Source organism: Limosilactobacillus walteri, from assembly GCF_014830205.1.
Classification (GTDB): Bacteria; Bacillota; Bacilli; order Lactobacillales; family Lactobacillaceae; genus Limosilactobacillus; species Limosilactobacillus walteri.
On sequence record NZ_QORN01000047.1, the window covers coordinates 1 to 25051 of the forward strand.

General features: G+C 40.9%; 21 protein-coding genes and 2 tRNA genes. 6 read left to right on the forward strand and 17 right to left on the reverse strand.

From position 1 onward, the window contains the following. From DTK66_RS11040 to DTK66_RS09755, 4 genes are all read right to left on the reverse strand, one after another. A partial coding sequence (locus tag DTK66_RS11040; RefSeq protein WP_303645501.1) for a mucin-binding protein occupies positions 1 to 5651 on the reverse strand: 5651 nt, incomplete at its 3' end. Between the two features lie 235 nt (positions 5652 to 5886). After that, complete coding sequence (trmB, locus tag DTK66_RS09745) at positions 5887 to 6528, reverse strand: tRNA (guanosine(46)-N7)-methyltransferase TrmB (protein ID WP_191668536.1); 642 nt, start codon at positions 6526 to 6528, stop codon at positions 5887 to 5889. Between the two features lie 12 nt (positions 6529 to 6540). Further along, positions 6541 to 7743: an ABC transporter permease gene (locus DTK66_RS09750; RefSeq protein ID WP_191668537.1), complete on the reverse strand. Its 1203-nt coding sequence runs from the start codon at positions 7741 to 7743 to the stop codon at positions 6541 to 6543. Then, positions 7736 to 8473: an ABC transporter ATP-binding protein gene (locus DTK66_RS09755; protein ID WP_191668538.1), complete on the reverse strand. Its 738-nt coding sequence runs from the start codon at positions 8471 to 8473 to the stop codon at positions 7736 to 7738. The genes DTK66_RS09750 and DTK66_RS09755 overlap by 8 nt, the downstream gene beginning before the upstream one ends. A 132-nt stretch (positions 8474 to 8605) precedes the next feature. On the opposite strand from DTK66_RS09755, the gene DTK66_RS09760 reads away from it, so the two are divergent. Both DTK66_RS09760 and DTK66_RS09765 read left to right on the forward strand, forming a co-directional pair. Next, positions 8606 to 9040: an HIT family protein gene (locus DTK66_RS09760; RefSeq protein ID WP_191668539.1), complete on the forward strand. Its 435-nt coding sequence runs from the start codon at positions 8606 to 8608 to the stop codon at positions 9038 to 9040. Between the two features lie 2 nt (positions 9041 to 9042). Next, on the forward strand, positions 9043 to 9267 hold the full coding sequence (locus DTK66_RS09765) for a hypothetical protein (protein WP_191668540.1): 225 nt from the start codon (positions 9043 to 9045) through the stop codon (positions 9265 to 9267). A gap of 47 nt (positions 9268 to 9314) precedes the next feature. Here the strand turns inward: DTK66_RS09765 and DTK66_RS09770 are convergent, their stop codons facing one another. From DTK66_RS09770 to argS, 6 genes are all read right to left on the reverse strand, one after another. Next, positions 9315 to 10250 carry a peptidylprolyl isomerase gene (locus DTK66_RS09770; RefSeq protein ID WP_153931304.1) on the reverse strand — a complete coding sequence of 312 codons (936 nt, stop codon included), beginning with the start codon at positions 10248 to 10250 and terminating at the stop codon, positions 9315 to 9317. A gap of 114 nt (positions 10251 to 10364) precedes the next feature. After that, positions 10365 to 12860 (reverse strand): ATP-binding protein, encoded by a 2496-nt coding sequence (locus DTK66_RS09775; protein ID WP_191668541.1) that lies wholly within the window; start codon positions 12858 to 12860, stop codon positions 10365 to 10367. Next, positions 12850 to 14052: a metallophosphoesterase family protein gene (locus DTK66_RS09780; protein WP_191668542.1), complete on the reverse strand. Its 1203-nt coding sequence runs from the start codon at positions 14050 to 14052 to the stop codon at positions 12850 to 12852. Before DTK66_RS09780 ends, DTK66_RS09775 begins: the two co-directional genes overlap by 11 nt. Positions 14053 to 14208: 156 nt before the next feature. After that, on the reverse strand, positions 14209 to 14580 hold the full coding sequence (locus DTK66_RS09785) for a YlbF family regulator (RefSeq protein WP_153931301.1): 372 nt from the start codon (positions 14578 to 14580) through the stop codon (positions 14209 to 14211). 48 nt (positions 14581 to 14628) lie between these two features. Continuing rightward, positions 14629 to 16794, reverse strand: a complete 2166-nt coding sequence (locus DTK66_RS09790) for a PBP1A family penicillin-binding protein (protein ID WP_153931300.1) — start codon at positions 16792 to 16794, stop codon at positions 14629 to 14631. Between the two features lie 187 nt (positions 16795 to 16981). Beyond that, positions 16982 to 18682: an arginine--tRNA ligase gene (gene argS / locus DTK66_RS09795; RefSeq protein ID WP_191668543.1), complete on the reverse strand. Its 1701-nt coding sequence runs from the start codon at positions 18680 to 18682 to the stop codon at positions 16982 to 16984. Between the two features lie 346 nt (positions 18683 to 19028). Between argS and thiD the strand changes: the two genes are divergently transcribed. Continuing rightward, positions 19029 to 19844, forward strand: coding sequence for a bifunctional hydroxymethylpyrimidine kinase/phosphomethylpyrimidine kinase (gene thiD, locus DTK66_RS09800; protein WP_191668544.1), 816 nt, complete (start codon positions 19029 to 19031; stop codon positions 19842 to 19844). 12 nt (positions 19845 to 19856) lie between these two features. Further along, positions 19857 to 20795: an L-lactate dehydrogenase gene (locus tag DTK66_RS09805; protein WP_191668545.1), complete on the forward strand. Its 939-nt coding sequence runs from the start codon at positions 19857 to 19859 to the stop codon at positions 20793 to 20795. Between the two features lie 101 nt (positions 20796 to 20896). On the opposite strand, the gene DTK66_RS09810 is transcribed toward DTK66_RS09805, so the two are convergent. After that, positions 20897 to 20967 (reverse strand) — tRNA-Gly (locus tag DTK66_RS09810). Between the two features lie 46 nt (positions 20968 to 21013). After that, a complete protein-coding gene (locus tag DTK66_RS09815) occupies positions 21014 to 21310 on the reverse strand; it encodes a hypothetical protein (RefSeq protein ID WP_191668546.1) in 297 nt (98 codons plus the stop codon). Between the two features lie 140 nt (positions 21311 to 21450). Between DTK66_RS09815 and DTK66_RS09820 the strand changes: the two genes are divergently transcribed. Continuing rightward, positions 21451 to 21786 carry a hypothetical protein gene (locus DTK66_RS09820; protein WP_191668547.1) on the forward strand — a complete coding sequence of 112 codons (336 nt, stop codon included), beginning with the start codon at positions 21451 to 21453 and terminating at the stop codon, positions 21784 to 21786. Between the two features lie 159 nt (positions 21787 to 21945). On the opposite strand, the gene folQ3 is transcribed toward DTK66_RS09820, so the two are convergent. From folQ3 to DTK66_RS09835, 3 genes are all read right to left on the reverse strand, one after another. Further along, positions 21946 to 22539 carry a dihydroneopterin triphosphate diphosphatase FolQ3 gene (gene folQ3 / locus DTK66_RS09825; protein ID WP_153931376.1) on the reverse strand — a complete coding sequence of 198 codons (594 nt, stop codon included), beginning with the start codon at positions 22537 to 22539 and terminating at the stop codon, positions 21946 to 21948. Between the two features lie 60 nt (positions 22540 to 22599). Then, a complete protein-coding gene (locus tag DTK66_RS09830) occupies positions 22600 to 22995 on the reverse strand; it encodes an ASCH domain-containing protein (protein ID WP_153931377.1) in 396 nt (131 codons plus the stop codon). 87 nt (positions 22996 to 23082) lie between these two features. Beyond that, positions 23083 to 23793 (reverse strand): ion channel, encoded by a 711-nt coding sequence (locus tag DTK66_RS09835; RefSeq protein ID WP_191668548.1) that lies wholly within the window; start codon positions 23791 to 23793, stop codon positions 23083 to 23085. 135 nt (positions 23794 to 23928) lie between these two features. Between DTK66_RS09835 and DTK66_RS09840 the strand changes: the two genes are divergently transcribed. Then, positions 23929 to 24012, forward strand: a tRNA-Leu gene (locus DTK66_RS09840). 358 nt (positions 24013 to 24370) lie between these two features. Here the strand turns inward: DTK66_RS09840 and DTK66_RS09845 are convergent. Together DTK66_RS09845 and DTK66_RS09850 are read right to left on the reverse strand one after the other, a co-directional pair. Further along, on the reverse strand, positions 24371 to 24553 hold the full coding sequence (locus DTK66_RS09845; RefSeq protein ID WP_191668549.1) for a hypothetical protein: 183 nt from the start codon (positions 24551 to 24553) through the stop codon (positions 24371 to 24373). A 1-nt stretch (position 24554) separates the two neighbouring features. Then, a complete protein-coding gene (locus DTK66_RS09850; RefSeq protein WP_191668550.1) occupies positions 24555 to 24734 on the reverse strand; it encodes a hypothetical protein in 180 nt (59 codons plus the stop codon). Positions 24735 to 25051: the final 317 nt, after the last annotated feature.

A 25051-nucleotide genomic window follows, 5' to 3' on the forward strand; every position in this document is an offset into this window, starting at 1 on the left:
TGCTCTGTTGGTTGAGCAGTTGGCTGACTTGTCGGCTGTTCTGTTGGTTGGACAGTTGGCTGACTTGTTGGTTGAGCAGTCGGTTGACTTGTCGGCTGTTCTGTTGGCTGGCTTGTCGGTTGCTCCGTTGGTTGAGCAGTCGGCTGTTCTGTTGGTTGAGCAACTGAGGTGTACGTTACAATAGTCGCACCCAAATCAGTCTTGTCTGAATTGGGATCGATAGACCTACCCTCAACAGTTGGCTTATCTACTTCGTCATATCCAACTTCATTTGGCTTCTTAGAAGGAACTTCATCCATTGTTGGCTTTTCTGAAGCCCAGGCGGTATAACTAAGAACTTTCTTAGTTACCTTATCAATAACTGCTTTGCGAGTAAAAGCTACGTTTTGTTTATATTCGTGCGTGCTTATTGGAGACCCGTCTACATCTTGATAAGTCTTACCACCATCTTTTGTTCCACGATAGATAATCGTTCTCGTGAAGGTCTTTTGCAGATCTTTTTCAGCAATACCAAATTCTGGTTTATCAGAAACTACTTCACTTTGGTCGTGGAAGTAGTAGACATTTACGTCGTCACCATTCTTGGTTGGATCAGAAGCTTTACTATCTACTGATTTACCACCGTCATTTTTATCTTCGTCTCGACTTTCAAGAGCACGGACCCTCTTATAACCGTACTGAGTTAAATCTGGTGAACCTTGTTCTGGATATTCATTATGAGTACCACTTGCTACCCATCCCTTATCTGGATCAGTAGTGGCTACAATTGGATCACCATTAGCATCTTTTTCAACAACAGGATTACCATCAACTAACTCAGCAGTACCATTGCTATTCATAGCTAATTTAGCAAAACCAAGGAAAATGCCAAACTTGTTGTAAAGTGAAACGCGAACATAATCAACTGTTTGCTTAACAGCAGGAGCTGCATTAATCCCCAGTTCTTCATTAATTGTTTTACCAGTTTCAGCATCACGATAGTAAATATTACGTGAAACAGATTGCTTATTTACAAAATTACTTCTATAAGTAACAACCGTTTTACCTAAGTCAATCGGCTTACCATCAGTATATGGGTAGTCATCTGGGTTAATGTCTTTTTTAGAAACCGCATCAATATCAACCATATCATACCCAACTTCACTCGGCTTCTTAGATGGGACTTCTGGCATTTCATTAGATACTACAGGCATCCACTCCGTAGTTCCAAGGATAGTTACTTTACCATCTTTATCTTTTGTAGACAAAACTTTTCTATTAAATTTAAGTGTTTGGACATAGCTGCTCTTACTATCTGGAGAACCATTTACATCTTCATAATTCTTGCCACCATCTTTAGTTCCGCGGTAGACAATAGTTCTAGTGAAAGTTTGAGTTTCTTCAGTTACATCAACTGTTGGCTTTTCTGGTTCTACACCTGGAATTCCAGTATCTGAGTGGTTCTTTTCATAAACTAATTCAATATCCTGTGGGTTAACAGAATCTGGAGTAAGAGCAACTGCATCTGCTACTCCACTAATTAAATGCCAAGTACCAACCATGTCATCATTAGTTGCATACTTATTACCTTTTTCTAAGGTAATATATGGCTTTTTAACTTCATTAAGTTCAGCTGACTTATCTCCGGTCTTGGTCGAACCGTTTCCAAGAACTACTTCTTCCCAAACAAGTTTACCTTTTTCTGTCGTTGCTACTTCAACCTGGTTACCCTTAACAGTAATAGTTTCTGGAGTAGTGGTTTGACCTGTGACTAAATCAACATAAATAGAACCATTAAAGCCTACTTTTTGTGAAACCTTATCACTCAAAGTACTCTTATCCGCATTATTAGCAACAAAAGTAATATTACGAGTGAATTCCTTGTGTAAATCACCAGGATTTACAGCTGGAGTTCCATCAGGATTCTTAGGAATCTCATCAGTTGGTGTATTTGGCGTAATCTTCGTTACCGCATGCTTCAAGTAAACGTATTGGTCTTGAACGCCGTGAGTCAATGTTTGCTTACCTAGCTTGTCATCCTTGGCATTATCGGACATACCAACTAAAACATAGCCAGCTTTTTCATAATCTTCTGGACTCCAAAGATCCTTAGTTGCATCCGGAGTGTCGCCAACGTAGATGTTATCTCCTTCACCAACATTAGAAACCTTATGATCAGTAAGTTCATGACCATCAGTTGGGGCATAAGCATCCTTATCTTCCACACCGTTAACATCGATATAGTGAATATTATACTGAGCCTTTTGCTTGTAAACTAAAGTTTCATCTTGAGGGTTATCAGAAGTTGGAGTCAAGTTGACTTTATCAGCCTTCCCAGAAACTTGATACCAAGTACCGACCATATCATCCGAAGTTGCATGCTTATCACCCTTATTCAAAGTAATAGTATCTTGCTTAACTTCACCCATGGTCTTGCTGTCAGCATCCCACTTGATAGCACCAGATTGCTTAGTAGCTACTTGAACATCGTTACCATTAACATCCTTAACAGTTTCAGGAGTAGTGGTTGTATTATCTACTAAGTCAACATAGATAGAACCATTGAATTCAACTTTTTGTGGAATTGAATCCTTCAAAGTAGCACCATCTTCAGTATTTGCCTTGAAGTAAATATTACGAGTGAATTCCTTGTGTAAACTCTTAGGGTCAACTATAGGATTACCATTCTTGTCCTTAGGAATTTCATCAATTGGTGTATTTGGAGTAATTTCCTTAACAGCATGTCTAAAGTAAACATTGAAGTGGCTGTCTTCAGTACCGTACTTGTCACCTTTATTAAAGTCAGTATCAACATAGATATAGTGTTGATTTTCTAAATCGCTAATCCGCTTTTCATTATTATTGAAGTGAATTTCACTACCAGTCTTGCCATGGTCATCATTGTCATTGTCAGTCTTGCCAAGTTGAACCTTATGTTCCATACCATCAGTGATGTCCCAGTAAGTAATATCGGCATTAACGTCCTTAGTGTAAACCAAGTAAACATCAAAATGACTCTTGTCTGGAAGGTTAGTATCGACGGCCTTTTCTGGCGCGAACTTATCATTTAGATGCTCAGAATCTGCAGTATCGTTTGCTGCATATTCAATTGACCAGGTACCCTTATTTTTGCCATTTTCAACAGTAATTACATCTTGAGCCTTCTCATCAAATGAACCACCAGTAACTTCAGTATTGCCAGTGGAATCAACGCTCCAAGTTCTTGCTGGAGCGGATTTATCAGGATCAATGTAATGAACACCGTCAATTTCAGTTGTTGCTACTTCTTTACCATCTTGATCAGTGAAGTAAGTAGATGATAAGTTTGCAGTCTGGGTTACTGGGTCTTGCAATACTTCATGATTACTACCATCAGTTACATAGTGAATTGTCCGAGTAATCGTCTTGTGAAGTGTGTGAGCGGTAGCCTTTTGCTTGTAGATTAAGTAAACCGGTTCAAGAGTCTTATTGTCTTTATTAACTGGTGAATATTGGTCCACTGCATTATTGATATCAAGACTAGCTACATGACTCCAAGCACCAATTGTCTCTGGAGCTTCGTCACCTGCAGGTTTTTCAAAGTCAAATTTATCACCATTTTTGGTTACATCATGATGACTCTTCGTTGTATCAATCTGCCAAGTTACTTCGACTGGAGCAGTATTTTCACTATCAACTACCCTAACCTTGTTACCATCAAGATCAGTAATCTCTTTAGTATTAACGAGAGTCGCTGAGTCATTAATAGTAGCGTCAGTGTAATAAGTACCCTCACCAGTCAAGCTTACTTCTTGAGTAATAGGATCCTTTAGAGTTTCGCCGTCTTTGCTATTAGCTTTGTAGTTTACCTCTCTCTTTGCAGTAGCTTGAGGTGTAAATTCTTTAACGCCACGCAACACTTTAACCACGTAAGTCTTAGGCTTAATTGTACCGTCTTCGTTATAAAGATTATCCTTATTAAATTCATCAACGCTATAAGTTTGACCATTTAGATCAACATCCGTAGAAACAATCGCATAACCAGCATTTCTCAAATCATCAAGTTTTCCATGATATACATTTGCGTCTACTTTGTATGCTTGATAATTGCCATTATCAGCGCCGTTGTGAGGATTTTTCTTACTGTTGGCAGCCATAGTCATTTGGTTTGGATCAGTGTAATCGTAGTTAGTCAGTTCAATTGCCTTGTCGCCATCGCCATAAGTAATATCCTTAAATACGACATTAAATTTACGGTTAGCATAGTACATGATATTTTGATCTGGCGGATTACCAGGAATATCACCATTATGTGTCACGTAAGAAGAATTTATGTCTGAATTTCCACCTATCGTCGTTTTATAGTCCTCACCATATTCACCAGTATAAGGAATCTCATCAACTAAATCATCTAAAGTTGACCATTCAGTAAGATCACCAGACTGCTCAGCCGCTTTACGATTCTCGGCAGTTTCTTTGGGATAGTCTATAGTAAACGTAACTTGCCCCTTGCCATAAGTACCACTCTTTATTGGGAGACCATTACCATCATATTCTACTTTCGATAAATGAGCAGGAATTCGTCCGTGTGTATTTAATGCTTCATAAACTGGCATAGGAGCATCTACAGTATCGCCCAGTGCAGTCCAAACAATTCCATTTTTAACCTGGTAAGCTAATTTTTCAGTCTTATCTTTACCGAGATATTTATTATAATTGATATTTCGACCAGCCTTAACATAGTCTTCTAATCGATATACATGTCCTTTAGGATTTCTTATTTTAATTTGTTTTACCACTTCAACAGTATAAGTACTCTTATCGCTTAACGGTGTTTCGCCGGATAACAGAGATTGATTAGTCACATCCGGATCATCTGGTAGATAATCAAATAATGGATGCTTACCATCCTGATATTCCTTATGCCAATTTTCATAATCTGTAATTAACTGAGGATCATTAAAATATTTGGTTAATCCCGGTTTATCCTGAGGCTGGGTAGTATAAATAACTTTAGACTTGTATTCTGCTCCAGGTAGCAACATGTAACTAGGATAATCTTTTAAGATATAACTATAAACATCATTTCCACCTAATGCATCATATACTGTTTGACCTGGCTTTCCAGTCAATGTGACACTTTTAATAACTGTATCAGTATTTCGAGAATCCACAAAATTCAAAGTTGCGTGAATTTCATCTTGAGCTTTTTGACTGTCTTTTGGTTTTTCTGAATTAGTTTTAGCAACGGCCTTTGATGCTTTAAGTGCATCCTTATTAAAAGCTGATTTAGCGTCAGTTTTAGTAAGACTTAAAGTATTGGTCTTAACTTCAGGCTTATTTTGCTCCTTGGAACCTTGATTGGAGCTGTCTTTTTGAAGATTAGTTTTTACCTCAACAGTCTCAGCTTCCTTAGTTGAATCTTGTGTAGTTACCCCTTTATCTTGATTATTTTGTCCTGCTTCCGTCTGTTCCCTCTGATCCTGAACATTTTGCTCAGTAGTCTTAGTTTGCACATTTGATGTGTTCTGTGCCTGACTTATCTCATCAGCATGGGCTACCGTACTTCCGCCAAAAATAATAGTCGTACCTAGTAACACAGAAGCAACGCCAACGCTGAGTTTACGTAACCCGAACCGTTGCCGTTGCTTTTCCATTTTGCGTAAGTATTCTTGTGCATTGTTTCTTGACATAGCATATCCCCCAATATGTTTTGTAGTTAGATATTAAATATTCATTTGTTGGAAATATTCTAGCACAAATTTATCGATTTATAAATACCTGTTTATTATCTTTTTGATAACAAGCATAGCCTTAAATGCGCTCTCATTCTTAGTTACTAACTAAGTAAGCGATCTCTATTTTGAACCAAAATTTAACAAAAAAAAGACCTGCCAGCAAGCATTGGTCTACTTACTGACTAGTCTTTTACTTAAAATTAGCAGTTAACTTATAGATTGGTTGGCCTTTGGCGGCAAATTTCTGCTCATACTCAGTTTCAACATTGTGTTCATTTTCCGCACTATGATGAAGGTCAAGCCATACCCCATTGAAGTGCATTCCGTAATTATTCATACTTTCGAGTGAAAACTCAAACAGACCCATATTATCTGTTTTTAACTCAACAACGCCGTGATCTTGTAAAATTTTCTCATAGGTGGCGAGGAAAGTCTTGTAAGTCAAGCGCCGTTTGGCATGCCGCTTTTTCGGCCATGGATCAGAGAAGTTTAAATACATCTTCGCAACTTCGCCGGGTTCAAAGTATTCTTGGAGGTCTTCCCCATCCCCACAAATCAACTGGAGATTGGGTAGATCTGCTTCTAAGGCTTTCTTAAGGGCAATGGCGGCCACTGTCCGTTGAATTTCCAACCCGATAAAATTAATATCTGGATGGGCCTTGGCCATGCCAATAATGAACTGACCCTTTCCCATTCCAACTTCAAGGTGCAGCGGCTGTTCCTTTTCAAACCGTGATTGCCACTTTCCCTTTAATGCTGGGGCATCATCGACCATCATTTCTGGGTGGGCAGCAATCAAGGGATCGGCCCATTTTTTATGTTTCACACGCATAATTTATAAACCTCATTTCATTAGTTTTTTAACTCTGACATTAAAGTAGAAGCGACTTAATAAGACGACTTCGATTGCGGCAATAACAAAATTAATTAGCATTTGTCCAACATTGATCTGCCAACTGATACTAGCAAGAGCAATTAAGACTGCTTCTAGTGCTGTTACTTTTGCTAAAAGCTGCTTAAAATCAACCTGTTGCTGACGGGGCGGGATCGGGTAGATATGGGTAAAGACATTGGCTTCATACTGATCATAGAGTGGCATCAACTGGGTCGCAATCAAGTAAATAAAGAGAACCACGATCACGGTACTAAGCCACCCTGCTGGCAAGAGAAAGACAATTACCATTCCTAGCAGGGTGAGGCGACTGACGATCCCACTAACTTCGGTACTCCGAACAAAGGCCCGGGCATAAAGGTAGGACCATGGTTGACCGTCCTTAGTCAGCCAGTTAACCAGCCAGTCCGCCCACTTGCGCCGTTTTGTATTTCCCTGAACACTTGGTACATCGGTAAAAAGATTGAAGAAACGGTAAACGCTATACATCCGGTCTTGTTCTGTCTTAACAGCGATCCGCCAGTTGACAGCAAGGTCGCGATAATAGACTAAAACTGCTAGATATAAGATAACTGCCACCACCAAACCGACATACGGATTGATTAGCCACATCGCCGCCGCAGCCAATAAAGGGTTAACCCAGTATTCGAGTCGCGTCCGCCACTGCTGGTTGCCCCATCGTTGACTAATCGCCTTGCGGGCAAGGTGCATCCAGTCAGCCTTATTAATGATGGCAACCAAGAAGACCGTGAAAATCTCCATTGAACTGAGTTTTTCTGTTGTCAAGGCAAAGGGCAAGGCAATAAAAGCACCCACAACCGTCATTACCTCGGCCAAAATCAAGCTGTACCAAGTCGCCTGATTAAGGTAACGGTGAATTCCTTCGACTTGGGGCAAGAGAAAGACAGGATCAGGCTTTTTTAAAAGGGTCGCCAGCCGTCCGACTTGGGCAATGACGGTAAACCAGCCGACTAATACCAGCCGGGTCCACCACTCATGCGGGCCTAATGTCGGCAGCCATTGAGAATAACCGTAAGCCAGGGCACCAAAAAGGAAAAAGAGGGCAATAACAAAGTGATCATTAAATACTAGCCGCCAGTACCGCAGTAAGAGCATGAAGTGTTGACCACGCCGTTTGCTAAATAACTTATTCATGCTGATCACCCTTTGCTAAATGGAGGTAGATCTCATCAAGTGATTCACCCGCATGGTCGCCTGCTGCCCGCAGTTGATCTAAGGTTCCATGTGCCCGAACTTTTCCATCAGCTAGCAGGACAAAACGGTCACAGTAACGTTGGGCGGTATCAAGGACGTGGGTCGACATTAAGACCGCTACCCCTTCCTTTTTCTTTTGCTCAATCAAGTCGAGAAGGTCGTGGACGGCTAAGGGGTCTAGCCCATAAAACGGCTCATCGACGATCAAGAGCTTAGCCTTCGTCATAAAGGCACAACAGATCATCACCTTCTGCTTCATTCCCTTTGAAAAATTAGCAGGAAACCAGTCCAGCTTATTATCGAGCCGAAACAGCTTGAGGAGTTTCGTAGCCCGTTGCCACGCCGCTTGGTGGTCAAGCTGGTATGCCATAATCGTTAAATTAATATGCTCACGGAGGGTCAGCTCATCATATAAGATCGGCGTCTCGGGAACATAAGCAATCTCTTTCTTGTATTCCGCGGGATTCGCCTGGATTGTCAGACCATTGAGCTTAATCGTTCCAGAAAACGGTCGTAATAACCCAATAATATGGTTGAGGGTCGTTGATTTTCCGGCACCATTAAGCCCGATCAGCCCAACAAGCTCCCCCGGTTGGACATCAAAACTGACATCTTTAAGGACGGGGATCTGTGAGTAACCCCCGACAAGTTTATTTATCTCTAAAGCCATTATTCATCCCTTCTTAACTTCTAGTCATATCGTTTTATTATATCATAGGTCATTTCTTTTCCTAAATCATGCACAGCAGCACTTTTTTCGGTATACTTAGGGTAAGTTTAATCTTTAAAAGGAGTGAAGAAAATGGATAATAACTGTATTTTCTGTAAGATCATCAAGGGTGAGATCCCGAGTTACACGGTATATGAAGACGATGTGGTTAAGGCATTCCTCGATATTTCACAAGGAACACCTGGGCATACCCTTGTTATTCCAAAAAAGCATGTGCCGGACCTCTTTGCCTATGATGCTGATCTTGCCGCCCAAGTATTTGCTCGGATTCCCAAAATTGCTCGTGCCGTCAAGGCTTCTAACCCCGCAATCAAGGGGATGAACGTGGTCAATAATAATGGGGAAGTGGCATACCAATCAGTCTTCCACTCCCATTTCCACCTAATCCCCCGTTACACTGACGATGATGACTTCAAGATGATCTTCAAGGATAATTCAGGCAAGTACAATGACGACAAGTATCAAGAAATTCAACAAGCAATCATTGACCAAATGAAGGAAGATTAGTTATGCAACAACTAAAAGATATGCAGACCAGTTTACGCAAACTTGGCAATAGCGTGACCCAGTTAAGAGCAAGCATTAACGAACTCCAAACTTCCCTTCCTGCTGTCACCAATTTCGTGAGCGAAGTTGAGCGTGACGTAAAAAAGTGGCAGTTTAAAACCCAGCCACGATTGAACCGCATCCAGATTATTCTTGATGTGCTCAAGATTGACCATAAAGAAAAGTAATTAAAAATCCAGGCTGTCCGGATGAGACAACCTGGATTTTTTATATCTTATTTGTTGCTAGAATTTGAGCTGTTTTGACTCGTCGAACTAGTTGAAGAACTAGAATTGAGGTAATCATCAAGAATGTTCTTAACATCGTTTTCCTTGATTGAAACATTCCCCTTCTTCAAGACGTTGGAAACAACCTTGCGCATGAAGTTTTGGTTATTCATATTTTCTTGCACAATTTGGTTCTTCAAGTCATTAATGTGTTGGCTCTTCTTACCCTTAGCGGGGTGTTCGATCATGTAGATGACTTGGTAACCATCATCAGTCTTAACGGGGGTCGTTGTGTATTCTCCAGTCTTGAGTTTAAAGGCAGCCTTCTTGTAAGCAGAGTCTAATTGGTTATCAGTGTTATCAAAAGCTGGTAACTTACCACCATTATTCTTGGTTTGACTATCAGTGGACTTTGATTTAGCAAGCTTCTTGAAGGTCTTGTACTTATTGCTGGAATCATTTAATTGGTTAATGATATCTTCAGCGTCAGCCTTACTCCCAACAAGGATGGTGGCAGTTTGAACTTTTGGTTCGTACTTCGTCCATTGCTTATCAATCTGCTTGTTAGTAATGTGAGAATAGTGCCGAGCAGCCGCTGTTAACAGCAAGTTTGACCGAATCTGCTGCTTCAAGGACTTTTCAGTTAGGTTTTGACTTTGTAAGTATGAGTTAAAATCTGATCCATACTCGCTCTTGTAAGTGTTGTATTGGGCATTAACCTGCTTGTCACTAACTTCTTTACCGTATTGTTTTTCTAAGACCTTATCCAAAATCATTTGTTGGAGAACTTGCTTACCAGCACTTGTTTGCTTCATGCTGCTATAATATTCACTCTCCGTAATCTTACCGCCGCTAGTTGTAGCAACTGCCTTATTACCACAGGCAGCAAGGGGCATCATTAAAGCGGCCCCGGCGATTATTGCAATTAACTTTTTGGATTTCATGTAAGAAACACATCCTTAAACAAAATATTTTTTCGATAACTTCACTCATCCAATATACCACACTTATTTTTTCATGCCAGTATGGTAAAAGAATGTTTACACCATCTTCATAATTTATTCATGATTTAATGCCTGTAAATCAAGGACATCGGAAGCCAACTCTTTAACCCGATCATCAGCAGTAAAGTACAAAACTTGGTTATTCTTCGCGATTTCGTTCAATAATTCAAGCATCCGCTGGCGACGGACATTGTCAAAATTAACAAAGCCATCATCAATAATTACAGGAAAATTAGCCTGATCACTCATAACTGCTACAAAACCTAAGCGCAAGGCAATGTAAAGCTGTTCCGCCGTTCCCTGTGATAATTCTTCAACAAAAAAGACTTGCTGGTCACGGCGAACAACCGTCAACCCGTTATCAGTAAGTTTTATGTTGCAATAGTGGTCGCCGGTTAAAATTGCAAAGTAATGTTCAGCTTGACGGATAAGAGCAGGATAGCGGTCAGATGAAGCCGCATTTAAGGCTCGCTTGACCCATTCGATTGCCAGCTGGTAAGTCAACCATTCCTGAGTTTCATCCCAGATACGAGCCGCCAAGTTAGCCCGTTTTTGTTCGAGATTACTCAATGTTCCATCTTCAACAAGACTAGCAATTTCAAGCTTAGTCTTTTGAATTGTTGCTTGTAAATCCGAACGTTGCAGATTAAGCTGGCTGATTTGGTTACGAACTGCTGTCAGGTCATGAACAAGTTCTGCAGCAGTCTGATATTTTGCTAAGGCCGTCCGTGCTGCTGGTGTTACCTGTTTACCATAAGCATCAGTCGCTGCTGCACGCGACTGGGCGGCAGTACGTTCTGTCAGGTAGTTTGCAAATTCGGAATCGTCATGCAAGTCCGCTTGATGATAAATTGCCAGTTTTTGTTGGCGGACATCTGCTAATTCACGATTGAGCTGAGATAAATTGCTGGCAATCGTTGCTTTCTCACGGGTATCCGCCTGCTGATCCTGATTAGCTTGCTGGTAAAGCGCAATTAGCTGGTCAAGACTAGCACTAATTTCAGTCAGGGTACCACCATGAATTTGCGCTGGCAACTGACGCTTAAAAGCTGCTAGTTGACTGGCAAGTTTCTGTTGTTCTTGGTTAGCCTGAGCCAACTGAGCGCATAGTTCTGCGTTGCGTTGAAGGTCACCCTGCATTAATAGCCATTGATCTGGCGAGAAATCCTGTAAACCATGTTGCCGACCAAACGCCAGCAGCGCTCGAGAATCAGTAGCAGATAAAGCTGACGCTGTTGATTGATTATGTCCATGATGGATATAAAGGTACATGATAATCGCAAAGGTTACGACCGCACCAAGGGCAGTGATAAAGGCGGCGTTGGTAAGCAAGCCAATAATAAAGAGGATAAAGCCAGCGACAATTCCGAGCATTAACTGTTTAGGCGGTTCTGCCCCAGTCGCTTGCCGTTGCACCCGCGATGACTGTTGAACTAGCTGCGCAAGTGCTGTCCGATCAGTCGCGTTTAACGGTGCGGGGAGCGGATGATCATACCGTGCCCGCAGCGTAGTTAATTCTGCCTGCCATTGCTTCTCCTGATCTTGTTGGCGTTGCTGGAATTTAACTGCTGCTTGCAGGGTTACTAGCTCCTTTTTTAGTTGCTGAATTGTGAGAAATTCCCGCGGGTCCAATCGGCTTACTGGTGGATGTTCCTGATTAATTGCCGCAATTCGTTGCTGAAAGTTTGCTTGCTGACGATGAAGCTCTTTTTCCCGCACCTGAAGTTTTTGCGCGGTTGTTATCTGTTCATCACTAAGGTAAATTGGCGACTGATCACTTGGCTGATTCTTTCGCCACTGCTCATAGACAGGCCAGACTTGCTGAAGGTGAGCTAGTTCTTTACTTCGGGGTTCTTGTTTGGCAAGTTTTTGTTTAGTATCTGCTAGCTGGGTTTGCGCGGTGCGGAGTTGCGTACGAAGTTTCTGGTAGCGTTGATATTTCTCCCGCGCTTGATTGATTTTTTCTGTCAGCGCAGCGTACTGTTGAAGATCTTGGTTAAGTGGCCATTTCCGACCTCGTGGTTTATAAAGGTGATCAGCATGTTTCTGATATTGATCAAGCAGGGGCGCCCAATGATCGCTGCCTACCGCTCCCAATTGTTGGAGATGTTGTTGCCAGTGGCTTCGATCAACTTCATCAACAGCTGCTAAGTCACGTTGCCCAAAGCTAAATAAAGCTTGATAAAGGGATCGATCCATTGTTCCCAAGAGCTTTTGCAGCTCTGCTTCGCCCCCCTGTTGACCGTTTGGGCCGGTAACTGTTACCTTTCCTCCATTTTTTCCCTTACGACGTTGAATTCGGTAATCCTGCCCTTGCACTTCAATAATTACACTACCACCATAACTAGCGGTATCTTTGGGGATGTATTGGGCAAAACGGTTCTTGCCTCGTCCGTCAGCAAAGCCAAAGAGAACACTGATTAAAAACTTCATTAAAGTTGTCTTCCCCGCCTCATTAGGGCCATAAATTAACTGGGGGTTCGCCATAAAGTCAAAATCTTGGTCATGCCACTTACCAAAACCATCGATGTGGGCGTGCTTAATCTTCATCGGTTAATCCTCCCTGCCCTAATAGTTGAATTGTCCGTTTTCTCATCTGGTCAAGGTCAAGGCTGGCTAGTTGATCTGCTAGGTAGCTTTCTTTAGCTAAACCCTTCGTCAAGGCAAGGATATTAGCTGTGGTAAAGATACTGCCAGCAGCTTCCTGCCAATAACGCTCATCTAAATCGGTCATTGATGGCAGGGGCGTCTGCTGGTCGATCGTTAGTTCATAGATCCACCAGTTATATTTTGTTGTGGTCTTTGCCTGAAGGTGAGCAAGGACTTCTCCGTTTGCAAGCAGGTGCTGCAGACGGCGTTCTAAACCCGCATAGCCTTTGACATTAACGGTAATTAGTTGATAAAGCGGTCCTGTTTTTTGATCAATTTGTTTAACTAAACTTGTTTCGAGATCCGCCAGCTTTGTTACTCTTGGCAAATTGATCGTAATGGTGGTCCACTCGATTGTTGCAACGGGCTTAAAATGCGGAACCAGCTTGTTTTGTTGACTCTCTACTAGATAGTAGCCATGCTGACCTCCTTCATTTTTATGTCGTCCCTGTGGATTGCCGCTATAAACAATTGGCGGGTTAGTTGCTAAAACCTGGTGTTTATGAATATGACCCAGCGCCCAATAATCATAATTTTTGGCGCGCAACTCATCAAGCGTAAACGGCGCATAATGGTCGGTCTGAGCCTGTTGGTGTAGTGCTCCGTGAAGCATCCCCACCTGCCAAGTAACATTACCTTTTCGCGGATACTTATTTATTTGGTCTTCAACAAGCCAGCGCTGATCATAACTAAAACCAGTAATCGCCACTGTCTCGTGGCTTTTTAAAGTTAAACTCATCGTCGTTACCCGGTTGGGGAAAACATGGACGTTGGCTGGCAAGCCTTCTGCCGGCCCTTGAACAAGCTGGTAATCATGGTTGCCGTAAAGAATATAAACAGGAATTTGAATCTTGGCCAGCCGTTCGCATTGCTGGGCAAAAAAATCGACCGCCGCAATACTCTGTTGATCACGATCATAAATATCCCCAGTAATTAGAACAAAGTCAACCTGTGCTGCTATCGCGTCGTCAACAATCCGCTGAAAAGCATTGAAGGTCGAAGAATGGACCCGTTCCCATAATGATTGGGGCATTGTAGTTAGTCCACGAAATGGACTATCAAGATGGAGGTCCGCTGTGTGAATAAATTTCATATTTTTCTCCATTTTCAAAAGGCTGGAAAATAACTTTCACAGTACTGTAGTTATCTTCCGCGATTAGGCTCAGTAATCTTTAGAACTGAAAAAGGGCTGGTGAAAAAACTGTTGTTTTTTCCCAGCACCCTTAATTGTTGTTGCACGTAATCTTAATTATTCTTGTCCTGGCATCTTTGGCATTACTTCACTGTAAAGGTCTTGGATTGGACTAGTAATCGTCTTGTTTAATTGTTGAAGCATACTATCAACTTGCCGTTCTTGGTTCATCAAATCTTGAACAACCTTCTTGCCACTAACTTCTTTAGCAAGGTTTTGAATGTTCTTAATTTCATCATCAGTTGGTTGTTGACCAGCCATTTGCTTGTGTTGAGCATCAGCTTGAGCTTGTTGGAACTTCTTAAAAGTATCAAAAGTCTCGCTATCAGCCTTTAATGCTTCAAAAGCCTTTTGTAAACCTTGGTATTCTTGTGTTTCGCGCAATTGGCGACTAAGTTCGTTTGCAGTATCGTAAATATTTACAACCATTAAAAAGTCTCCTTTATATCATTCTTCTTCTAATTGTATCATATTCTCCTAGAAAAGCGATCGTACATTACTCCACCATTGACTAGCTTTATTGCCAAAATTATTAATCGACTGGTTAAAGTTATTCACAAAATTATCGCCATCCTTGAGGAACGAACCCCATCCCTTTGATGATCCCTTTGTTTTTGCGGTTGCCCTTGTCTGAGCATCTTCAACCGTAAACTTGGTTCCAGCTGTGTTCGGCAAGATTGCACTCATTTCGTTTTTGTAGAGGTAATTGATGCTTCGCTCTGAAATATCATTTAAGGTATGATTCTGATTTGTGTCATCATACCCTTCCCACGTTGCCACCACTATATCAGGAGTATAACCAACAATCCACTTGTCGCGATCGTTCGCATCGTCACCTTTGACCCCTGAATTAGTTGTTCCTGTTTTACCAGCGAGCGTGTAGCCGCTTGGCTTCGCTGTTTCTCCAGTCCCGTGGGCAAATACGCCGATTAGCATACTTGTCATTTCTTTAGCAGTCTTACCAGAAATGATCCGCTTATTCTTCGTGCCATCATTTTTAGCAATTACTTTTCCAGAAGCATCTTCAATCTTAGTGATGTAATGCGGGGACGGCATTAACCCATCGTTAGCAAAGACGGCATATGCACGTGCCATTTGTTGTGGCGATACCCCCTTGGTCATTCCCCCGAGGGCAAGGGCAAGATTCTTATCACCCTTTTCCACGGGCAGGCCAAATTTTTCCGCCATATCATAGCCACGGTTAACGCCAATTTTATTTAATAACCAGACAGCAGGAGCATTTAAGCTTTCATATAGGGCCTTATACATCGGCACCGTACCGCTATAAGTATCATCATAGTTTTTCGGAGTGTAATTATTAGTCCCATATGACTGCTTCTTATCCTGCAGTGTCGAATCGTAGAAGTAACCATGTTCAAGAGCTGGAGTGTAGACTACGATTGGTTTAATTGTCGAACCTGGTTGCCGCCGCATTTGGGTAGAACGGTTAAAGCCACGGAAAACGTGTTTACCTCGGCCACCAACGACTGCCGTTATTCCCCCATTTTTGGGATTCATTGCAATTGAAGCAGATTGAACCATCGTCCCATCTGCGGAATCTTGAGGGAAGTTATCATCATCGTCATAAGTCTGCTGCATTGACCGTTGTTGGTCCTGATCAAGAGTGGTATAAATCCGGTAGCCATTATTCATAATATCTTTTTCTGAAATATGATAACGGCTCTCTGCTTCAGCAATGACCGCGTCAAAGAAGTACGGATATTTATAGCTGTCACTTGGTACATAACCATTAGTAATGTTAAGCGGCGTTTGTTTATATTGGTCAGCTGCACTTTGACTCAGCTTATGGTTTTCGACCATGAGCTGGAGAACCAGATTGCGCCGTTGTTTGGTCGCCGTTGGGTGTTCAATCGGATCATATATTCCTGGTGATGTCAGCATCCCCGCTAAGGTTGCCGCCTGGGGAACGGTTAATTGGCTAGCGTTCTCATTGAAATAACGTCGCGCGGCATCTTGCACTCCCCATACCCCATGACCAAAATAAGCGTTATTGAGGTACATCGTTAAGATCTCATTCTTGCTATATTGATTTTCAACTTCAATCGCAATAAAAATCTCCCGCGCCTTTCGAGAAAACGTTTGTTGCTGGGTTAAAAAGGCATTCTTAACCAGTTGCTGAGTCAAGGTACTTCCCCCACCAGAAATATAATCGCGATGGAGCACTTTATTTTTGACAAGCAAAAAGCCAGCGCGGCCAAGTCCCTTAACCGAGAAACCATGTTCATGATAAAAGTTGCGGTCTTCTGTTGACAGTACCGCATTGGGAACATTAGCGGAAATATTCTTCAATTCAACGTAAGTTCCCTTCTGCGCATAGAGGCTTCCCGCGGACTGGTTGCTTCGGTCATAGATCATCGTTGGCCGTTGCAGACGATTTTTTAAATTTTTAACATCTGCCGTTTTGGCAACGAATGTCAGATGGATACTGGTAATCAAAAAAATCCCCAGAAAAATTACAATAATCCACCGTGTCAATTGGTAACGATGCCAGAATTTCTTAAGCATCGCCACGAAGAGCTGCCAGTAGTGTTTAAACCAGGTCTTAAACGATTGCCAAGCCTGTTTTAACCATTTCAAGAGGCGCTCTTTAAAATCTGAATTTGGTTGTGGTTCACGCTTCATTCATAAGTCTCCATTTTCATTTCAAAAAACTGACCATTATTTTATCACATTCCCCCAGTGATAAAATAGTTTCGACAATAGTTTAACTTTAAATTAAATGATGAAAGCTACCGCCATAACCTAACTTAAACAGTTTTTAAAACGTAAAGAGACTGGATAAAATCCAGCCTCTTTATTATTTTTTCTGTTACATCTCGTCTGGTGCCTTGATATCAAGTAAGTCAAGGGCAGACTTAAGAACGTTACTTACCGCTTGGGTTACCGCTAACCGTGCTGGTTGCGCTTCATCTTCTTCAAGAATCCGTGTATGGGCGTAGTATTGGTTAAACTTCTTTGCTAATTCAAGGGTGTACTTAGCAACTACTGATGGGTCGTAGTTTAAAGCGGCCCGCTTGATTGCTTCGCTGTATTGGCCTAAGAAGCTAATTAATTCCCAAGCTTCCGCCCCAGCCTTCGTTAAGTCAACATTACTGAAGTCACGAATGCCACCCTTCCGTAAGATACTCTCTGCCCGCGCATGAGCGTATTGAACGTAAGGACCAGTTTCTCCTTCAAACTTAACAACATCTTCAAGCTTAAAGTTAACCGCATTCCGCCGGTAGTTCTTCAAGTCATGGAAAATAACGGCTCCGACACCGACTTGCTTTGCAACTTCATCTGCATTTTCAAGGTCGGGGTTCTTTTCTTCGATTTGCTTACGTGCTAAGTCGATTGAGTCATTTAAAACATCTTCAAGAGAAACAACATTTCCCTTTCGTGTTGACATCTTTTTACCGTTGAGGTTCATCAAACCAAATGAAACGTGTTCAATTTGATCCCACCAGTTAAAGCCCATGTCTTTCAGTGCTAGCTTTAATTGACGGAAGTAGGTATCTTGGTCTGTCCCTACGACGTAAATTGATTTAGCAAAGCCGTACATCCGCTTCCGATAAAGGGCCGTTGCTAAGTCACGGGTAATATAAGTGGTCGTCCCATTACTCTTAATAATTAACAATGGTGGAAGGTTGTAGTGGTCAAGGCTTACAATCTGTGCACCTCGACTTTGTTCAAGGAGGTTCTTATCCTTTAATAATTGGATTGGTTCTTCCATCTTTTGGGCGGAGAAGGCTTCACCGTTGTATGAATCAAAGTGAACATCTAGCATGTCATAAACACGGTTAAAACGTTCCAATGAAAGACTCCGGAAACGATTCCACATCTCCCATGCTTCTTCATCCCCGTGTTCCAGTTTAGCAAACCAGTCACGGCCGGCTTCTGTATATTCAGGGTGTTCTTCTGCTTCGGTGTTGATCCGAACATATAATTTAACTAATGTATCAATTGGATCTTCTTCAAGACCCTTTTGAATTTCCGGTTCATCGCCCCACATCTTGTAGGCAGCCATCATCTTACCAAATTGGGTTCCCCAGTCACCAAGGTAGTCGATCCGAATTAGGTTGTAATTAACCTTTTCCAAAATCCGCGCAACAGCTTCACCAATCATCGTTGAACGTAGGTGTCCAACCCCCATTGGCTTAGCAATGTTTGGTGATGAGTAATCAATCGTCACGTTTGCTTGGTGACCAAGATCAAGCTCACCATAATGTGCTGGATCAGCTAAGATATTTTGTAAAATCTTGGCACCAACTTGGGCTTTATCAAGGAAGAAGTTAATGTATGGACCAGCAACAATAACCTTTTCAAAACCATCTTGGTCAACTTTTTCAACTAGTTCGCTGGCAATCATTTGGGGAGCCTTGTGTAAAGTCTTAGCTAAAAAGAATGTTGGAAAAGCATAGTCCCCGTTATTAGAATCCTTTGGCCGTTCAATCTTGGCTTCAATCTCTTTAATGTCCATCTCTGGCAATGCTTGTGCTAATGCGGCTGCTACCTGTTGCTTATCACTCATATATATTCCTCCTTAAATAAAAAACGTCCCTAATAAGCCTATACTTACTAGAGACGAGATTTCCCGCGGTACCACTCTAATTGAATTAGAATTCCACTCATTTATTGATTTAATTGAAATATTTAAGACACGCCTTCGCAAGTAAGGAAACCCCTAACTCTCATCACCATAGGGTCGCTGTAGGTCCTTAAATACTACTACTCCTTAAATTTTATACTCAATTATTATAACAAATCTACACCTAAATACAAGGTCCAATCTCAGGCATTGGTTATCGCTTTTTTGTTACTTATTATATGTTACAATAGTGATTATTAAATACTAATGAAAGGTTGATGAGTTATTTATGACAAAACCCACAATCCAAGCTTTAACGATTGCCGGTCATGATTCAGATGGCAGTGCTGGAATGCCAGCTGACCTTCATGCTTTTTTTGCAGATGGGGTATACGGTCACGGAATCTTAACCGCAGCTGTTTCTGGCAATTCATACGGAATCACCTCGTCACAAGTTATGCCAAAAGAATTTATTGCCGAACAATTTCGGGTATTAAAAGAAGATTTTGCAATTAAAGCCGCCAAAACTGGGATGCTGGCTAATGACGATGTAATTAATGTCGTTGCAGATAACTATTCGGCAAACGATTTTGGTCCGCTAGTGGTTGATCCAGTTATCATTACCAAACATGGGGCCATGCTGTTGGAGCAATCAGCATACGAATTGTTTCGCGAACGAATCATTCCTTTGGCAACTGTTATCACCCCGAACTTCTATGAGGCCCAAAAACTAACGGGGATGGAAATGCAAACTAAAGAAGACCGAGTTGAAGCCGCCCATCATCTCCAACAATTAGGAGCCAAGAATGTAATCATTAAAGGAGCCCACAATGACGAGCGCCAACCGACCGTTGACGATTTTGTTCTCCTTGAAAGCGGCGAAAGTTTCTGGCTTTCTAAGCCCTATGTCAAAACGGATCGACTTAATGGCACAGGCGATAGCTTTTCGGCAATTATTGCTGCTGAACTTGCGAAAGGAAATAGTGTTAAAATGGCAGTAACAAAGGCTAAAGATGCTGTATATGCAGCTATTGCCAATCCTTTAACGGTCGGCCATAAATTTGGTCCAATCAACCATTGGGACGCGCAAAAAGAGCTGCGCTAGGAGGAATTATTGATGCTTGACACATATCGGCACAAAGTTGTATTAATTGGTGACGGAGCCGTTGGTTCAACATTTGCATTCTCGTTATTGCAATCAACTAACGAAATCGATGAATTAGTTATTGTTGACCGGACAAAAGCAAAGGCGGAAGGGGATGCTCTTGACCTTGCAGATATTACCCCACTAACCAGCCCCGTTAAGCTTTACGCTGGAGATTATGCCGACGCCGCTGATGCTGACGTGGTGGTAATTACTGCCGGAATTGCCCGTAAGCCAGGCGAATCACGGTTAGACCTTGTTAATAAAAACGCAACAATCTTAAAAACAATTATTGATCCAATCGTTGCTAGCGGGTTTACAGGGGTATTTGTTATTTCGAGTAACCCCGTTGATATCCTGACAACTCTTGCTCAACGGATCAGTGGTTTCCCAAAAGAAAGAGTCATTGGAACCGGTACTTCCTTAGACTCACTACGGCTACGGGTCCTTTTAAGCAAGAAGCTCCACCTATCAGTTAACGTCATCGATGCCTTGATGCTAGGCGAACATGGAGATACTTCTTTTGCAGCCTTTAATGAAATTACTATTGGTGGCAAGCCCCTCACTACTTTGACGGCCCTCTCATCAACCGATAAAGCAGAAATTGAAGAAGCTGTTCATCAAGCGGGCGGAAAAATCATTACTAATAAAGGTGCTACTTTCTACGGAATTGCTAAGTGTCTATCTGCTATTACCCGTGCAATCATTGAAAACCGGAATATCGTTCTCCCAATATCTGCTCCGTTAGATGGGCAATATGGGATTGAAAATATTTATCTTGGTACACCAGCTATCATTAATAGTCAGGGAATCGGTCAAGTAATTGAATACCCATTGACAGCGGATGAAGTTGAAAAGATGCGCCAATCAGCGATAACAATGCAAGAGGTTCTTGCCAATATTGAAATGTAGAATACATCTTTAGGGAAAAGCAGACATTCCTGCAAGTGAATTTTTAATTATTTAGCAATAAAAAAGGTCGGTGAGAATTTTTCACCGACCTTTTTTATGTAAGCGGGTAACGAGAATCGAACTCGCGACGCAACCTTGGGAAGGTTAAGTTTTACCACTAAACTATACCCGCATAAGCTAACTAAGCTCAACACTTAGTTAGTATATACCTCTTCTAATTATTTGTCATCACTTTTTGAAGATTTTTTTGTTTTCTTCTTAGATGATTTCTCCTCATCGGTTTCCTCATCATTCTTTTCTTCACGAGGAACCGCCTTAATCATTTTGGCATCTTTTTGCCGAACAACTGCCCGGCCATTTAGTTCGTTGACCCCACTTTTATCAGACGGATCGAAGTCTTGAATCGATATCATAACTGAATTAGTATAAACTTTTTCAATAACACCTGAAAAATCATGTTCTAAGGGACCAAATTTTTTAGCTTTTACAATATCCCCAATTTCAAAATCTGCCACTTAATCTCACCTCAAATATTATTTATTATCTGGAAGTAATATACGTACCTTACACTTTTTTCACTATATTTTCAAGCCAAAAGTATATAGTCAGTTATCCTCAATAATGCTAAAATCAAAGCCGAAGGGAGTTTATCCGTATGTTAAAAATAATTGTGACTGCTCTTATTGTGATTCTATTAGTCACCACAACCACTGGTCTTCACGCAAAAATCGAACGTAAAGTTACTAATTGGCTTGAACTTAGCCGATTATTCTATTTTATTTTATTATCTGCTTCAATTGTCCATGTATTTCTTCATTTTAAAAGTCAGCTTGCCGGTGATATTCTATGGGTTATTTACTTAATCATCGTCTTTATTTTAATGGAGACTGCCTTTCGTCTCAAACGCGAAACATTTGGGAATCCACATTTGACTGTCCTGCTCTTGGTAGCTCTTATTGCTGCTTTGGGGATTGCCTGCTGGTGGATCTAAACTGCTAACTACTATCAATGGTATCAATTATTTGAATTAGGTGCTTGCTTTCTTCAACATCATGTCCTCGTAAGACCTAACCACCACGTAAATAATATTGCCATTTTAATAGCAGTTGTTGTTTATGGTTAATTTAAGCGGTTAAAATTGCTGTAATCCTCATCTTGCATTTTCTAACTGAGCTACCAGATTTTTTACTGCCCGTGCACGATGAAGATAAGAAAATCGTTGCGCACGTTCCATCTCCGCTAACGTCCTTTTTTCGCCAGCAGGAATAAAGATTCGGTCAAAGCCGGTTGAATTTTGCCCTCGTTCCTTATCGGCAATTGTTCCTGTCAATTCACCGTAACCAATTTTTTTGACATGACCACCAACTGCTAAGGCAATCGTCGTCTTCATGCTAAATTGACGAGACTTGCCAGCTACTAAGTGTATTAGGTAATTATTAAGCTGACCATTGGGAACCTCAACGGCTAATTCCCGCGCAGTTTGAACACCGTACCTATTAGGAAACGCTACTAGTTCAAGACCAGAATCATCAGCGATTATCAAATCAGTTGGTAGTTGCCGGCTAATGAAAACAGCCTTCCCAATTGCATTCTCACGATAACTTATCGTTGCTTCAGGCGGAAATTGCTGTTGCGGCAACTTTGTTGTGTACATTTGACCATTATAATGATAAAACTGAAGCACTTCTTCAATTTGACGTGCTTTCCGTTGATTATGCGTTGCAATAATAAAACTATGCTTCATAATGATTTGCCTCAATTTTTATTTTCTATCATAACGCATCAGTGATGTTGTGAAAATATCCTAATAAATTAAGGGAGCAATTTTTTCTCGATACCATTCTTTACCAGCAAGAGAAAACGGATTAGTAAACGGTGCTGGAACAATTAAATCATCAGCAACATTAAAAAGTTTTAACTGCCCTTTTACTTTAACTGGGTCGATCCAATAAGAACCACCTTGTTTAAAAGGCGCAATTTGCCAAGCATAATAGGGACCATCACTAGCAGTTCTTTTTTCAATACCCGTTATTTTTGCAACACATAAGGCATAACCGGCAACGGCACCATGAGTCTTTTTGGCTGAATTACAGATTAAAAGATCACCACGATAATGAGTTGTCCAAGTTCGATACTCTTCAGTTTTAGTTCCATTGAGAATTTCCATCGCATATTCAGGATGAATCGATAGAGCTTTCATAATTTTATTTCTCCTAACCAAGATAATTGGGTTTACTGTAACATAAATAAAAAAGCTGAAAAATTTATTCAGCTTCTGATTTGATGATTAGTCTTCTTCGGTATTATTATTTATTTTCTTAATTTCAGCCCGTAGCTCCTTGTTCGCCTCTTCGAGTTTATTCAATTTCTCCAACACTTCTTCCATGCGGTCACTCGTATGATCCTGAATAAAGAAATTAGTGATTGAACTAGTCAAGACACCAACAAAGCCAATTCCAATAACCATCAGCAAAATTGCGGCAAGCTTTCCTAAAAAAGTGTGGGGAGAAATATCACCATAACCAATCGTTGTAGCCGTAGCAATTGCCCACCATAAGGAATTGCCAAATGATTTATGCTCACTTATCGAATACATCGATGCAGATACGACAAGGATGCAAACGCTAGTATACATTACATAAATCAGACCATTCGTTTGGAGAAGGCGGTTAAGCTTACCAGTTAAACCGATAAGACGGAAGATGCGCAAAACACTAATAAAGCGCACAATTCGAGCAAAACGGAATAAATTAAATGTTGCATTCACTGGAATGATCGAAATTAAATCAAAAAAGTTCTGCTTAAAAAATTGCCTTTTATCTTTTGCCAAAGAAAACCGAATAAAATAATCAACAGTGAAGACAACCAATATGATGTTATTTAATAATGCTGGATATCCGGTATTGATATTAATGACTGATCCATAGTCCAAAATAATCAATAAAATTGAAATAACTGCTAGGATAACCATAATTACTTCATAAATTTTCTTTTTCATTGTTAATTCCCCAAATTCTATCTGCTCACTTCTTTAGTATAGTAAGGAATCGCTACATTCGCAATCAGCTTTGAAAAAATGCTTGTAATTTTTGCTGAATTCGTTATACTTAATAATGTTACAAAATAGTTTAGTGCCTCAGTGGCGGAACTGGCAGACGCGCAACGTTCAGGTCGTTGTATGGTTATCCATGTACAGGTTCGAATCCTGCCTGAGGCATTTTTTGTATTTTAAATACTTTTCGATAGTGTCTAAATCGTTGATATGTCAGCATTTTTAATTTTAGGTTTACACTATAGAACGCTATTTTTAATTAAATCCACGACAATTTCACGACAAAATAATATATCTTCTTGCCAACGTGAGCCACCTGTTTCTAGGTGGTTTTTTATTTTGCCCTTGAATTTTTGAGCTATTCTTTTAGGGGGTCTGAATTGTCGGAAGATAACATAGACATCCCCAACTAGCAAACTCTAAAACGGGGATGTTTTAATTTAGGGGCAATCAATAGATTATCGGTGCAATTTATGCATATTTTGCACTGATAATAAAAAAGGCAACTACCTTGTAGCCGTCTTTAATCATTCAATTCTTGCTCTCGCTCTTTAATATGAGTTAGTAGCATATCAAGGTCTTCTTTTGTTGCGTCCTTTAAGATAAAGTTCTTAGCAATAGAACGGCGGTTAATATATTGTACCTGTGCTTTGTTCTTGCTACGGTATCTATTAATTGCCTTGTGCTGTGATTCAGTAAGTGCCATGTTATTTTCCCCTTTCGATTTTAAATTCAATTAGCTTCTTTCGTTTGTCTTTTGGTGTATGAAACCACGTCTTGAACTTCTTAACGTCTTGTTTCCACATTGCTAGCATTTCACGTGGAGAGTAGACATCTAGGGAAATAGTAACGTGCTTATTCTTTGACTGATATTTAAGGCGCTTCATATTTCATCCCTCGCTTTTACTAATTATTCTTGATTTAAAGAACATCTAAGTCATGCTATAATATACATATGAAAAGCCCCTAAGAGTTGAGCTACCAACTTGCAACTCTTAGGGCGGTGATTAATCACCACTTAATAGTTAATTTGAAGTCCAGCATTATAAAGATATTGAGTGTAAGTCTTATCTTTAATTTGCGGGGCTTTTTATTTACTTTTAAGCGCAATTTAATCAGTTTCTCATACACATCTGACGATGCCGACGAAGAGGATAGGGGAAATCCCGGTGGTCACAGCAAAAACAAAAAAAAGAAAACATAG

Excerpts from the sequence above, each read along its gene's own strand:
- trmB (WP_191668536.1), bottom strand. The coding sequence starts at position 6,528 with ATGCGTGTGAAACATAAAAAATGGGCCGATCCCTTGATTGCTGCCCAC.
- DTK66_RS09750 (WP_191668537.1), bottom strand. The coding sequence starts at position 7,743 with ATGAATAAGTTATTTAGCAAACGGCGTGGTCAACACTTCATGCTCTTA.
- DTK66_RS09755 (WP_191668538.1), bottom strand. The coding sequence starts at position 8,473 with ATGGCTTTAGAGATAAATAAACTTGTCGGGGGTTACTCACAGATCCCC.
- DTK66_RS09760 (WP_191668539.1), top strand. The coding sequence starts at position 8,606 with ATGGATAATAACTGTATTTTCTGTAAGATCATCAAGGGTGAGATCCCG.
- DTK66_RS09765 (WP_191668540.1), top strand. The coding sequence starts at position 9,043 with ATGCAACAACTAAAAGATATGCAGACCAGTTTACGCAAACTTGGCAAT.
- DTK66_RS09770 (WP_153931304.1), bottom strand. The coding sequence starts at position 10,250 with ATGAAATCCAAAAAGTTAATTGCAATAATCGCCGGGGCCGCTTTAATG.
- DTK66_RS09775 (WP_191668541.1), bottom strand. The coding sequence starts at position 12,860 with ATGAAGATTAAGCACGCCCACATCGATGGTTTTGGTAAGTGGCATGAC.
- DTK66_RS09780 (WP_191668542.1), bottom strand. The coding sequence starts at position 14,052 with ATGAAATTTATTCACACAGCGGACCTCCATCTTGATAGTCCATTTCGT.
- DTK66_RS09785 (WP_153931301.1), bottom strand. The coding sequence starts at position 14,580 with ATGGTTGTAAATATTTACGATACTGCAAACGAACTTAGTCGCCAATTG.
- DTK66_RS09790 (WP_153931300.1), bottom strand. The coding sequence starts at position 16,794 with ATGAAGCGTGAACCACAACCAAATTCAGATTTTAAAGAGCGCCTCTTG.
- argS (WP_191668543.1), bottom strand. The coding sequence starts at position 18,682 with ATGAGTGATAAGCAACAGGTAGCAGCCGCATTAGCACAAGCATTGCCA.
- thiD (WP_191668544.1), top strand. The coding sequence starts at position 19,029 with ATGACAAAACCCACAATCCAAGCTTTAACGATTGCCGGTCATGATTCA.
- DTK66_RS09805 (WP_191668545.1), top strand. The coding sequence starts at position 19,857 with ATGCTTGACACATATCGGCACAAAGTTGTATTAATTGGTGACGGAGCC.
- DTK66_RS09820 (WP_191668547.1), top strand. The coding sequence starts at position 21,451 with ATGTTAAAAATAATTGTGACTGCTCTTATTGTGATTCTATTAGTCACC.
- folQ3 (WP_153931376.1), bottom strand. The coding sequence starts at position 22,539 with ATGAAGCATAGTTTTATTATTGCAACGCATAATCAACGGAAAGCACGT.
- DTK66_RS09830 (WP_153931377.1), bottom strand. The coding sequence starts at position 22,995 with ATGAAAGCTCTATCGATTCATCCTGAATATGCGATGGAAATTCTCAAT.
- DTK66_RS09835 (WP_191668548.1), bottom strand. The coding sequence starts at position 23,793 with ATGAAAAAGAAAATTTATGAAGTAATTATGGTTATCCTAGCAGTTATT.
- DTK66_RS09845 (WP_191668549.1), bottom strand. The coding sequence starts at position 24,553 with ATGGCACTTACTGAATCACAGCACAAGGCAATTAATAGATACCGTAGC.
- DTK66_RS09850 (WP_191668550.1), bottom strand. The coding sequence starts at position 24,734 with ATGAAGCGCCTTAAATATCAGTCAAAGAATAAGCACGTTACTATTTCC.